This is a genomic window from Streptomyces lushanensis (genome assembly GCF_001700515.1).
GTDB classification, from domain to species: domain Bacteria; phylum Actinomycetota; class Actinomycetes; order Streptomycetales; family Streptomycetaceae; genus Streptomyces; species Streptomyces lushanensis.
In genome coordinates this window covers 1-12,417 of the sequence record NZ_MAUD01000043.1, presented here as the reverse complement: position 1 = coordinate 12,417, position 12,417 = coordinate 1, and the positions used below count along the sequence as shown (strand labels likewise).

Genomic DNA, 12,417 nt, shown 5'->3' with positions numbered 1-12,417 from the left:
GACGCCCGGTACAGTCCACTCACATGACCGCACGGCTTGCCGATATCGCAACTCAGGCGGGGGTCAGCGAAGCGACGGTCAGCCGCGTACTGAACGGCAAGCCCGGGGTTGCCGCGGCCACCCGCGAATCCGTCCTCGCCGCGCTCGACGTCCTCGGCTACGAACGTCCGGTGCGGCTGCGCCGCCGCAGCGCGGGGCTCGTCGGCCTGATCACGCCCGAGCTGGAGAATCCGATCTTCCCGGCCCTGGCGCAGGTCATCGGCCAGGCGCTGACCAGGCAGGGCTACACACCGGTGCTCGCGACGCAGACCCCCGGCGGATCCACCGAGGACGAGCTGACGGAGATGCTGGTCGAACGGGACGTCTCCGGCATCATCTTCGTCTCGGGACTGCACGCCGACACCTCCGCCGACATGCGGCGCTACGAGAGGCTGCGCACCCAGGGCGTGCCCTTCGTGCTGGTCGACGGCTTCTCGCCGAAGGTCCAGGCGCCCTTCATCTCTCCCGACGACCGGGCGGCGATGCGGCTGGCGGTGACCCATCTCGTCTCGCTCGGCCATCAGCGCATCGGTCTGGCCGTCGGCCCGCGCCGCTTCGTGCCCGTACTCCGCAAGATCGAGGGCTTCCGGGCCACGGTCCAGGAGCTGCTGGGACTCTCCTCGGACGAGGCGGACGAGCTGATCCAGCAGTCGCTGTTCACGCTGGAGGGCGGTCAGGCCGCGGCCTCCGCGCTGATGGACCGCGGCTGTACGGCGGTGGTGTGCGCCAGCGACATGATGGCGCTGGGCGCGATCCGCGCGGCGCGGCGGCGCGGCCTCGATGTGCCGCGCGATCTGTCGGTGGTCGGTTTCGACGACTCGCCGCTCATAGCCTTCACCGATCCGCCGCTGACGACGATCCGCAAGCCGGTGCCGTCCATGGGCCAGGCGGCGGTCCGTACGCTCCTGGAGGAGATCGGCGGCACTCCCGCGCCGCACAGCGAGTTCGTCTTCATGCCCGAGCTGGTGGTTCGCGGTTCAACCGCTTCCGGGCCGGCTCCGGGACCTCAGGGGATACCGGGGTCACGGCCCCGTCCGTGATGAGGAGGAGCCCGCGGGAGGAGTCGTCCCACGGTAGTAGCGCGTGCGAGGGGAACCCGACCGGGGGATGATCGGTCGGAGGACGAGAATCTGGCAAACTCTCTCGCTATGGGTGAACCAACAGTGAAGACAGAGGAAGGCCGAGGGGCCACCCCGTCACCCATCACACACGAGGAGGCGGACGCGAACCACGTGGCGACCGGCGCGAGACGCGACGTGACCACGCAGCCGGTGGACACCACGGATCCGGTGCACGGCCGCACGTCGTCAGAACCCGTGGACGACCGCACGCTGCCGCGGCGCGACCACCTGTGGCTGCGGCGCGCGAGATCACCTCGCCGTCCTCGTCTCTGGTTCGAAATCCTCCTGATCGCGGTGAGTTACTGGACGTACTCACTGATCCGTAACGCGGTACCGGAGCGGCGGGCGAAGGCTCTGGAGAACGCGAACTGGATCTGGGACACCGAACAGCATCTTGGCATCGCCGTGGAGCGGTCAATCAACCACGCGGTGAATTCTGTGACGTGGCTGATCGTAGGAATGAACTACTACTACGCGACTCTCCACTTCATCGTCACGATAGGTGTGCTGGTCTGGCTCTTCCGCCGCCATCCCGGCCGTTACGCGGCCGGCCGGCTGGTGCTCTTCGCGACCACGGCCGTGGCTCTTCTCGGCTATTACCTGTACCCGCTGGCACCGCCGCGGCTGATGGCCGGGAACAGCTTCATCGACACGGTGGTGCACCACGAGACCTGGGGCTCGATGGCCTCGGGCAATCTCAAGAACATGTCGAACCAGTACGCGGCCATGCCGTCGATGCACATCGGCTGGTCGCTCTGGTGCGGTCTGACGATCTTCGCGCTGGCCAGGGCGCCCTGGACCAAGATCCTTGGTCTGCTCTACCCCACGCTGACGCTGGTGGTGATCGTCGCCACCGCCAATCACTTCTGGCTGGACGCGGTCGGCGGCATGATCTGTCTGTCCTTCGGCTTCGCGGTCTCGTACCTCTGGTTCGGCTCGCTGCCCGCCCGGCTCCCGCGTCTCCCGCGCGACGTGGACGAGCACCCGGCGGACACGGACGGCGGTCCCGGGCGGCGGCCACGTACGCCCGGGCCCCTGGCGCGTACGGCGCGCACGCCCCGCGGGGCGGCTCAGCCGACGGCACAGGGCGCTTCGACGGCGCAGGGCGGTGCGGCGGTAAGGGACACCTCGGCCGGCGGCAGAGCGGAGCCCGCCTCCTCGCGCGGCGCTCACACCGCGTCGTAGCTCACCGCGTCTCACCGCGTCCGCGGCCGCGGCCGGGGCCGTGGCTCGCACCGCGTCGTGGGCTCACACCGCGTCGTAGAACAGCTGCTCGACCACCGCGCGTGCCCTGCGTGTGATCCGGCGGTAGTCGTCCAGCATGTCTCCCACATGACCCGGTCCGTACCCGAGGTAACGGCCCATCGCCGCCAGTTCCCGGCCGTCCGACGGGAAGGTGTCGCCCGGCCTGCCTCTGACCAGCATCACGCCGTTGCGCACCCGGGAGGCCAGCACCCACGCGTCGTCCAGGATCCGCGCGTCCTCCGTCGGGAGAAGGCCCGCCGCCCGGGCCGCCGCGAGCGCCTCGCGCGTACGGGTCGTCCGCAGTCCCGGTTCCGCCCAGCCGTGCCGCAGCTGGAGCAGCTGGACCGTCCACTCGACATCCGAGAGACCGCCACGGCCCAGCTTGGTGTGGAGCGTCGGATCGGCCGCCCTGGGCAGCCGTTCCCGCTCCATCCGTGCCTTGAGGCGGCGGATCTCTCGTACCGCGTCCTCGCCGAGCCCTTCCGCCGGATACCGCAGTGTGTCGATCAGCTCGATGAAGCGGCGGCCCAGATCGGCGTCGCCCGCCATCTGCTCCGCGCGCAGCAGCGCCTGGCTCTCCCACACCAGCGACCAGCGCCGGTAGTAGGCCGCGTAGGAGGCGAGCGTACGGACCATCGGGCCGCTCTTGCCCTCGGGCCGCAGATCCGCGTCGATCAGCAACGGCGGATCGGCGGTCGGCACCTGGAGCAGCCTGCGCATCTCGGCGACCACCGCGTTCGCGGCGCGGCCCGCCTCCTGCTCGTCGACGCCCTCGCGCGGCTCGTGCACGAAGAGCACATCGGCGTCGGAACCGTAGCTCAGCTCGTGGCCGCCGAATCTGCCCATGCCGATGACCGCGAACCTGGTCGGCAGGGTGTCGCCCCACTCCGCGCGTACGGCGGCGCGCAGGGCGCCCGCGAGCGTCGCCGCGTTGAGATCGGTGACCGCGTTCCCGACACGGTCCACCAGCGCTCCGGGATCCTCCTCGGCCGGGCTCTCCTCCGTACCGTACGAGCCGATCAGATCCGCCGCGGCCGTACGGAACAGCTCCCGTCTGCGCACCCCGCGCGCGGCGGCGACGGCGCCCTCGGCGGTGTCCGCGCGCCCGACCGCCGCCAGGATCTCCTGTTCGAGATGGTCACGGCCGCGCGGTGCCAGGCCCTCAGGATCGCCGAGGATCGCGACCGCCTCGGGCGCGCGCAGCAGCAGATCCGGGGCGAGCCGGCCGGCCGAGAGCACGCGCGCCAGATTCTCCGCCGCGGCTCCCTCGTCCCGCAGCAGCCGCAGATACCAGGGCGTCTTGCCGAGCGCGTCGGACACCTTGCGGAAGCCGAGCAGCCCGGCGTCGGGATCGGCCGAGTCCGCGAACCAGCCCAGCAGCACCGGCAGCAGCGTCCGCTGGATCGCGGCCTTACGGCTCACTCCGGACGACAGCGCCTCCAGATGGCGCAGCGCGGAGCCCGGATCGGCGTATCCGAGCGCTTCGAGCCGCTGGCGTGCCGCCTTCGGGCTGAGCCGGGTCTCGCCGGGCGTGAGCTGGGCGACCGCGTCGAGCAGCGGCCGGTAGAAGAGCTTCTCGTGCAGCCGCCGGACCACCGAGGCATGCCGTTTCCACACCTTGTTCAGCTCGGCGACGGGATCGCCGCGCATCCCGAGCGAGCGCCCGAGGCGGCGCAGATCGGCCTCGCCGTCCGGTACGAGATGCGTACGGCGCAGCCGGTGGAGCTGGATGTGGTGCTCCATGGCGCGCAGGAAGCGGTACGCCTCGTCGAACTGCCGCGCGTCCGTGCGGCCCACATAGCCGCCCGCCGCCAGCGCGCCCAGTGCTTCGAGGGTGGAGCTGCTGCGCAGCGAGACGTCGCTGCGGCCATGGACCAGCTGGAGGAGCTGTACGGCGAACTCGACGTCCCGCAGCCCGCCCGGTCCGAGCTTCAGCTCGCGCTCGGCCTGTCCCGCGGGCAGGTTCGCGATGACCCGGCGGCGCATCTTCTGCACGTCGGAGACGAAGTGCTCGCGCTCGGCCGCCTGCCAGACCAGCGGCGAGACTCCGTCGATGTACTCCGCGCCGAGCAGCGGGTCGCCGGCCACCACCCGGGCCTTGAGCAGCGCCTGGAACTCCCAGGTCTTGGCCCAGCGCTGGTAGTACGCGAGATGGCTGCTCAGCGTCCGTACGAGCGGCCCGTTGCGGCCCTCGGGCCGCAGGTTGGCGTCGACGGGCCAGATGGTCCCCTCGACGGTCGACTCGGAGCAGATCCGCATGAGATGGGAGGCCAGCCGGGTCGCGGCCCGGACCGCGGCGCCCTCGTCGGCCTCGCCGTCGGCGCCTTCCGGCAGGGCGCCGACGAAGATCACATCCACGTCGGAGACATAGTTCAGCTCATGGCCGCCGCACTTGCCCATCGCGATGACCGCCAGCCGGCACGCGGCGGCGTCCTCGGGCGCGGCGGCCCGTGCGATCGCGAGGGCGGCGCGCAGGGTCGCGGTGGCCAGATCGGCCAGTTCGGCGGCGGTCTCGGCGACATCCGTCGTACCGCAGACGTCCCTGGCGGCGATGGCCAGCAGACAGCGGCGGTAGGCGATCCGCAGCGACACCGGGTCGTCGGCACCGGCGAGACCGCGTTCGAACTCCTCGACGCCGGGATGCAGATCGGCCAGTTCGTAGGTGACCAGAGCGTGCCAGTCGCCGGGATGTCTGGCGAGATGGTCGCCGAGCGCCTCGGACGCGCCGAGCACCCCGAGCAGCCGGTCGCGCAGCGGCTTGGCCGTCACCAGCGTGTCCAGCAGCATCGTCCGCTCGTCGGGCTTCTGCGCCTCGGCCAGCCGGACGAAGCCGCGCAGCGCGAGATCGGGATCGGCGGTGGCGCCGAAGGCGTCGAGCAGCAGCGGATCGGACCGTACGACCGTCATCTCGGGCTCGTCGAGCAACCGCTCGGCGGCGGAGGGATCGGTGAAGCCGTGCCGCAGCAGGCGGATGAACGTACTGCTCCTGCGACCCGGCACCGTCATACGCCGTCTCCTGTCCGCGACCGTGTCCAACCGGCCCTGTTCCGACCGACCCCAGGATTCGAGCCTAGGCCCTGTCCGCCGGGAGGGCGGCGCGCGGGAGGGCCGAGTCCGGGTAAAGGCCCGGCCTTGCCGAACGCCGGGACGCCCGCGGTCCGGCGCGCCGAACGGCGACAGAAGCCGCCGCGGAGGCACTGACGGCGATGTACGGGCCCCGGCTGACCGCCGTCAGAACCTCCTGCCCCCGACTGAACGCACGGACCGCGGACTTCGGACTTCGGACCGCCGACACGCTACGTAGGCCCCCCCGCGCGGCTGGTCGAGCCGACCGGCCTGCGCCGCCGCCAATGCGAACGCGTCCGGCCGGACTGCAACAACAGTTCGCAGCCGAAGGGACTTGCCGATGGCCTCGCCCCCGCTCGCCGCCCTCCACACGGAGGCGACCCCGGCGCTGAATCTGCTCCCGGTGCCCGTGCCTATGCCGACTCGCCTCCAGCTCAGCCCAATCCCCATTCCCGCCCTCACCGAATTCATCCGCACCCGGTATCGACCAGGAGCCGCGTCCGCTGACGTTGCCGTCAACTACTACCGTCACCCAACGCAGAAGCCCCGTCAGGACCCACCTGACGGGGCTTCATATTTGCGCGCGCCGTTCGGGACTGCCATGCGGGCGGACTCCGAAAATCTCTCCGATCCCGCAGCCCGGGCGGCGCCGTCACGCCCCAAGGAGGCGAGTGAGCTTAATCTCTACGAAGCCCGCCCCTTCAAGCCCGTCCTGCGGAAGAAGTCGGCACTCCTCCGGATCTAGCCGCTCTTCGCGGGACATAGCGAGCGAAGCGCCGCAAGCGCAAATCGGCCCGCAGTCCAGGAGAGTCCACTACTCCTTCGAAACCATTGAAATCCCACCCATTACAAGGAAGAACATTCGGGCCAGAGCCTTCCGTACATCCGGGTCTCGATCAAGCCGCTCCAACGATTCGTACCTCGCCGGATCAAGATCTATCGTGGCAACTCCCCCAGCATCTCCGTCGTCCACGGTCGAGAACAGGAGAAGGCATCGGTAGGCCCGCACAACCCCCCTTCTCTCTTCACGCATCAGCGACTGAAGGACGACGCTTCCTTCCTTGACCTGGCTGCGGAGTGCGTGAACCGAGGACCACCGAGTCGCCCAGCCTCGCTCTTCCGCCTCCAATTGGAACGCGAGTAGCGTATCGAAGCTGATCTGACACACACGGAAGTCAGGGTCGGTCGAATGGATCAGTGACATAAGGCACTACTCCCCGTCGTAGACGTCAATGCGGATGGGAGTATCCGGGTCGATGCGCCCGTCCCTGATTCTCGCCAGAAGTTCATCCTTGCGGTGATGGCCTCCCAGGATCTTGCCGTCACGCGAGACGCGAATTCCGTCTTCTGCGCCAGGGTTGTTGATCCCGCCCAGAAGTTCTTCATTGCCCAGTTCCTCGTGATACCACTGCGACGCTGGATCTCGGGTCTTCTGCGAATCGGTGCAATTACCGATATCACCAGCCCTCTCGTTACGCGTCGAGATTCCGCAGGGCCTGGAATTGTGGACAAGGACCGGCGTCGCCCCTGCCAGCACATAGTACGTGTGCTACGCGGTACCCCTCTACCTGCTTCTTCGCTGGTCAGCGCTGGTTTTGCGTTCCGCTGGCGTCCGTGGTTGTGCGTGGAAATCCGTGGTTGTTGCCGTCGCTACTGCCGTCAGGACGTACGGGCGGCGGAAGGGCCGCTACTGCCAGGCGCCGGGTTCAGCCCGGAGGGTGGCGCGGGTGATGCGGTGGTAGAAGTCGTGGCCGGTCCCGGCGCAGTGCTCGGCGATCCAGCGTGTCAGTTCGTCCTCGGTGTGGAGTTCGCCGGAGGTGGCGCCGCAGTCGTGGTCTTCGCCGGTGACGCAGACGGCCGCGAAGGTGGGCAGGGTCATGGGGTCTGCGACTGCGGTCACGTGGTACTCGCGGAAGCGGTAGTGCTTGCGTGCCGGTGGTTGCCGGGTCAGGCATGCTCGGCCGCCTCTTCCTGCGGGTCGAGGATGCGCTGTCGGCGCGATTCGGCCACCCGGAGCGCGTCAGTGAGGGCCTCGGCCAGTCGGGAGGCGCCAGCGGTACTCGGGTGGCCGACAGGACTCGTGCGCCGGGGGCCAGGACTTCGCGGGCGTGTTCCAGCAGTTCTTCGCCCATGCCGAGTTGGACGGCTTCGATGCTGTCGGCGAGTGTGGACAGGTAGCCCCTGCCATCGGTACTGAGGTAGCAGGGGTGCCCGTCCGGGGTGGTGCACGGCAGTAAGCGGGGGCCGGCCAGCCCCGTTGCCGCGTCGTACAGTTCCCGGCGCCGCATGCGGTCCGCGTCGCTCCTGGGTTTGGCCACCGTGCACCCCCGGCTGGGTCGCTGATAGGGACACGGTGACCGTAGGAGTTGACTATCCGTCACTCCACGTATGGGCCAGGGCAGTCTGCGACGCAGAGTGTGCGAAGTGCTGCGCTGGGTGGTAGCTATCCGACGACGCCCAGGTAGGAGGCCATGTCACGCATCTCGGCGGTGAGGGTCCGCTTGCGCTTCTTCAGGATCTCCTGCACAGTCTCGGCGGCCACGTGCTGATGCTGGAGCCACTGGGGGGATGCTCGGCGTACTCCGGTCAGCTCATCCATGGCCGCGGTCAGGTCGCCGGTGCGGGCGTGGGCGCGTGCTACATCCATGCGGTGGCGGTTCCAGTTGTCGTCGCTCGGCCGCCCGGTGCTCTTCCATACCTTGGGCGACAGGGCGTCCTCGCCGGCCTTGCGTACGACGGTACGCACGTCGCCCACGACCATGGCGTCCTCCACGCCCTTCATGCCGACAGTCAGCGGACCGAAAGTCGTCCAGTGCCGGAAGAACGAGCCGGTGTGCTCCCGTCCCACCGCTGATGCCGCCGTGGTGGCCACGCGGTGGTAGTGGCGGGCCTCCTGGGGGCGGTTGTTGCGGCCTGCGGCAGCCGCAGCCCGTAGTGCCAGCCAGCCCCACGCCGCGCATTCGTCGGGGGTCGCCCTGGACAGCCTCGGCTCGACCATGTCGGCGGTCTGGGCGGCGAGGGTTTCCGCCTCGTCCAAGCGTCCCTGGCGCAGGAGCAGCCAGCACATGCCGATCACGCCGGACGCCGCGGTGAGGGTGTCTGCGGCACGGCGCGCGTCGGTGATCGCCCCGGCCAGGGCGGTGTGGCCGAGGTCGTACTGCCGGACCTGCGTCAGGTACCGCCCGGCCAGTTGCAGGGCTTCAGCTCGGGCCAGAAGCGCCTGGCGGTGTTCCTCACCGTTGTCGTAGTAGGCGACCGCGCTGTTGGCGTCCCGTAGGAGTCCGGGGAGTTGGGAAGCGACGCTCTTGTAGCTGTCGGAGTGGTACAGCACCGCGCCGTCATGCACCGCGCGGCGGAAGCGGCGTACGTTCGGCTCTTCCTCGCCGGCCTCGCCGCCCGCATCGGTCAGCCCGACCGGTGGGGTCAGGGCGGCCCGCAGCTCGATGAGGTTGACGCGGTTCCTGTCCTCGGTTCGGCGCACCGGTTGCGGAGCGTCCGGGGCCAGCAGCGTTGCCGTGGTCACCTCCAGTGCGCGGGCCAGGGTGTGCAGGGTCTCCATGCGGACCGTTCCACCCTGCTCCACCTTGCGCACTGTTCCCGGCGACACGCCTGCGGCGTGGGCCAGTTCCTCCTGGCTCATCCCGGCCCGACGCCGGTGCTTGCGGACGTTGTCCGCCAGCTCCGCGAGTTCCGTGACCATCCGCTCACCACCTCCAGCGCCACGGTACGCCGGACGGGCGCATCAACCGGTGGCTATCCGGCAGATACCCGCCACGGAGCGATCACCACCCCCGGGCGCGCGCGGGCCGCGCCAGCGGGCCGCCTTGATCCAGTAAAGAAACTCTGAACAGCTCATCCGCCGGGTCGAGCTGCCGCGAGACGGCCAGGGGCGTCGCTGTCGGCGCTTCTACGATTCGGCCAGTGCGGACTTCAGCTTCTTGCTCGGCGACACGTTGGGCTCGGCGTCGTCATCGTAGAGCGGAGACAGGAACAGGCCGCATCGGAGGCTCTCGCGTTTGACCTTCCGGCGCTCCCTGTAGACCCGCTGATGCTCCTCGCGTATCGCGGGCCATCGCCGGTCCAGCTCCACTTCTCGCTCCAGTAACTCGTCGTCGCTGAGATCGGCGAACTCGTCCTGATCAAGGAACTCCTCGGCCACGCCCACATCGGCGTCACCACCGTCTACACATACGCCTCCGCCACCAGAGGCAAGCCCTCGACACCCTCGGAATCACTCTCGACCACCGCCCCTGAGTTGCCGTCAACTAATGCCGTCACACCGCCTGCAACGCCCGATCACTCAAGATCAAAGTTGCTGTCGCGATGACCTGAAGAAACCGAATGACATAACCGGGGGCACGGCATGCGTTGCCTACTCCGAATCGAGCAACACATCCCTGATCTCACGGTGAATGAACACCTGACCAGAAATGCCGGATTGAAGCAGGGACTTCAAATCCTCCAGAGCCCCAATCGAGCCGACCGTCAGAGCCACAGGGACTGCAATCCTTTCAACCAGGGACACTCGGAATTCACTCTCCTTGCCCCCCTCCGTCACTTCTCTGGAAAGCAGCTTAAGCTCGTCGTCAGAAATTGAGGCAATGGCATCCGCCCTAAATCTGACCAGACATTGGGATTCAGGCAGCCAACCCGCCTTCGCCTTCTCGGCCGGCGCAAACCCGACATTCACATAGCACGACTCGTCCCAACTAGACCCCTGTAGGCCAACTACGCAGTAGAGATCGCCGGAAACCCTGTAGAAGTTCGCCGATTTCTTGCGAAATCCGAGCGGCTTGAAGACTTCAACGAAAGCCTCCACGAAAACCGAATTGACCATCAGTCGAACCTCTTGTAAGTATCGAGATGGCCAGTCCAGCTCTGACCGGTCATCTCCTCCAGCTCGTCAACGTAGCTCTGCAACTGCCGCCGACCTGTCGCCTGACTGCTCGGCGCATCCGATTTCAACTCACGCACGACTCGATTCTCCCAGTCAACCGCATCGGGCCTAAGCCCGCTCGGGAGCCGGACTTCGAAGTCATACCCAGCCCCCAGGGCATTCTTGTAGTTCAAGTGCGTCTGGCGACCTCGGGCAGCGTCCGCGTTCTCCCCAGAAGTGAATTGACCCTTCTCGTTACGGGCAACCGTGCATCCGTTGCTGTTGTGAACGAGGATCGGTGTGGCCCCCGCCAGCACATAGTACGTGTGCTAAGCGACCCCTCTCTATCTGCATATTCGCAGATCAGCGGCGGTTTCGGGTTCCGCTGGTGCCCGTGGTTGTGCGGGGAAATCCGTGGGTGTTGCCGTCGCTACTGCCGTCAGACGGTTCAGCCCAGGTGCGGCTTCTCTCGCCGTTCCAGGAAGTGCTGGAGCCTGAGTCGTTGGGTGTGGTGCATCGGCAACTGCTCGATCTCTTCCGGCGGCACGAACCGGAGTTCGGTGGACTCGTCGGAGATCTCCAGTCGGCCGCTGGTGATGCGGGCGGTGAAGCAGACGTTGAACTGGCGGCGGACCTCGCCGTCGGTGTAGGCGATGATGTGTTTCGGGTCGGTGTAGGTGCCGACCAGGCCAGTGATCTCTACGTCGAGGCCGGTCTCTTCCTTGACTTCGCGGACGGCTGTTCCTGGCAGGGAGTCGGTGAGGTCCATGCCGCCGCCGGGCAGTGCCCACAGGCCGTTGTCGCGTCGGCGCTGAAGGAGGATGCGCCCGTGATCGTCGGTGACGACGGCGGAAGCGGCGACGACCATGCTGTTCGGCTTGGGCGCGCTGGGGTCGTCGTAGTACTCGGTGCGGGCCACAGTCAGCCTTCCTCTCGTACGGGAGTTGCTGTCGACCACACGGCGTCGAAGCTCTCGGCGTAGGTGTCGAACAGGCCGCCTGCCTCGTGTCGGCGAAGGTGCCACACGGGTGCGGCGTAGGCGTTGACACCCCAGACATGGGCGTTGACGAGTTGCTGGTCGTCGGCGCGGTAGAGGGAGTTGTAGAGCGTGGTGCCGTGGGTGCGGACTTCGATGCCGGGGGTACCGGCGAGCGGCCTGTAGTGCATGAGCGCGAGGCGGCAGCGGGATTCGATGCCGTGCCCGAACCGCTCCTCCTGGCCCCGGGCACGGATGTTGTCGCTGTCTGCGTCCCCGATCGCGATGCGGACGGTGCAGCCCTCGGCGGCGTGTTCGGTGAGGAGTTCGTTCAGTCGCGGGTATGCCTCGTGGAGGAAGACGGCCGCGTAGACGAGGATGTCGATCCGTTCCCGGGCCTGGGCCATCAGGTCGGTGAACGTCGAGATGGGGAGGTCGGCCCGCTCCTGGTAGAGCGCGACCAGTTCGGGGCTGATGGCGCGGGCGGGGCGGGCCTGGCGGAGCGCCGGCCAGAGTGCGTGCACGTCTTCTCCCAGGGCCTTGGCCGCCTGGAGGGCGGTGGCACGACGTGGGATACGCCCGAGGTTCACCCAGCGCTCGACCGACTTGGGGTCGACCTCGACCTGCTGAGCGAGTGCAGCGTACGTCCAGCCTCCCGCCGCCATGACGGCTCGTAGTCTCTCGTTCGGCACGAGTCTCCCCCTTCGTTTCAGGACGGCACCAGGGACGTTCTACACGGTGCAGGACGTCCCGAAGTGGGGTTTGGTGGAGGTTCCTTCGTCCCGGTGACCGGCGTGAGGATCGGTGCCGACCCTGCGGCACCGACAGGCCCAGGGGCACGCATCAACGCCGCCGAGGAGCGTCACCGTGCGAATGAGTGCCACCCCATGTGTTCCCGCCCTGCGACTGGACGCCCGGTCGCGCGCCGCCTCGCCGGGGTGGTCACGATGACGGCCCCCACCCCTGATACCGGTGGGCACACCGTCTCACCCGATGCCGGCGCTCTGGTGGTCGACCGGCGGAGCGGCAAAGTGGGCGTGGTGATGGGGCATGTGGGGCCTTACGTGCAGCTTCGGCCACCGCGCGGTGGCCGG

The 12,417-nt window shown here is 68.3% G+C and carries 11 protein-coding genes; 2 read left to right on the top strand and 9 right to left on the bottom strand.

Annotated elements, in window-relative coordinates; translation table 11 throughout:
• Positions 1 to 23: 23 nt before the first annotated feature.
• Positions 24 to 1,079 (top strand): LacI family DNA-binding transcriptional regulator, encoded by a 1,056-nt coding sequence (locus tag BFF77_RS03770; RefSeq protein WP_066943747.1) that lies wholly within the window; start codon positions 24 to 26, stop codon positions 1,077 to 1,079.
• 123 nt (positions 1,080 to 1,202) lie between these two features.
• Positions 1,203 to 2,345, top strand: coding sequence for a phosphatase PAP2 family protein (locus tag BFF77_RS03765; RefSeq protein ID WP_425424332.1), 1,143 nt, complete (start codon positions 1,203 to 1,205; stop codon positions 2,343 to 2,345).
• 63 nt (positions 2,346 to 2,408) lie between these two features.
• Here the strand turns inward: BFF77_RS03765 and BFF77_RS03760 are convergent, their stop codons facing one another.
• The 9 genes from BFF77_RS03760 to BFF77_RS03720 all read right to left on the bottom strand — a co-directional run bounded on the left by BFF77_RS03760 (position 2,409) and on the right by BFF77_RS03720 (position 11,988).
• Positions 2,409 to 5,411: a bifunctional [glutamine synthetase] adenylyltransferase/[glutamine synthetase]-adenylyl-L-tyrosine phosphorylase gene (locus BFF77_RS03760; RefSeq protein ID WP_066943745.1), complete on the bottom strand. Its 3,003-nt coding sequence runs from the start codon at positions 5,409 to 5,411 to the stop codon at positions 2,409 to 2,411.
• Between the two features lie 1,270 nt (positions 5,412 to 6,681).
• Positions 6,682 to 7,008 carry a hypothetical protein gene (locus tag BFF77_RS35065; RefSeq protein ID WP_141698352.1) on the bottom strand — a complete coding sequence of 109 codons (327 nt, stop codon included), beginning with the start codon at positions 7,006 to 7,008 and terminating at the stop codon, positions 6,682 to 6,684.
• Between the two features lie 150 nt (positions 7,009 to 7,158).
• Positions 7,159 to 7,371 (bottom strand): DUF7848 domain-containing protein, encoded by a 213-nt coding sequence (locus BFF77_RS03750; RefSeq protein WP_141698351.1) that lies wholly within the window; start codon positions 7,369 to 7,371, stop codon positions 7,159 to 7,161.
• Positions 7,372 to 7,914: 543 nt separating this feature from the next.
• Positions 7,915 to 9,171, bottom strand: coding sequence for a helix-turn-helix domain-containing protein (locus tag BFF77_RS03745; RefSeq protein ID WP_066943738.1), 1,257 nt, complete (start codon positions 9,169 to 9,171; stop codon positions 7,915 to 7,917).
• A 207-nt stretch (positions 9,172 to 9,378) separates the two neighbouring features.
• On the bottom strand, positions 9,379 to 9,630 hold the full coding sequence (locus BFF77_RS03740; protein ID WP_245703179.1) for a hypothetical protein: 252 nt from the start codon (positions 9,628 to 9,630) through the stop codon (positions 9,379 to 9,381).
• Positions 9,631 to 9,843: 213 nt separating this feature from the next.
• Positions 9,844 to 10,308, bottom strand: a complete 465-nt coding sequence (locus BFF77_RS03735) for a DUF4304 domain-containing protein (protein WP_066943736.1) — start codon at positions 10,306 to 10,308, stop codon at positions 9,844 to 9,846.
• Entirely contained in the window at positions 10,308 to 10,664 is a 357-nt protein-coding gene (locus tag BFF77_RS03730; protein ID WP_079124805.1) for a hypothetical protein, read from the bottom strand. Before BFF77_RS03730 ends, BFF77_RS03735 begins: the two co-directional genes overlap by 1 nt.
• A gap of 131 nt (positions 10,665 to 10,795) precedes the next feature.
• The gene (locus tag BFF77_RS03725) at positions 10,796 to 11,266 is read right to left on the bottom strand and encodes an NUDIX domain-containing protein (protein ID WP_066943731.1); all 471 of its coding nucleotides are present in this window, start codon (positions 11,264 to 11,266) and stop codon (positions 10,796 to 10,798) included.
• 2 nt (positions 11,267 to 11,268) lie between these two features.
• Complete coding sequence (locus BFF77_RS03720; RefSeq protein WP_066943729.1) at positions 11,269 to 11,988, bottom strand: helix-turn-helix domain-containing protein; 720 nt, start codon at positions 11,986 to 11,988, stop codon at positions 11,269 to 11,271.
• Positions 11,989 to 12,417 lie beyond the last annotated feature (429 nt).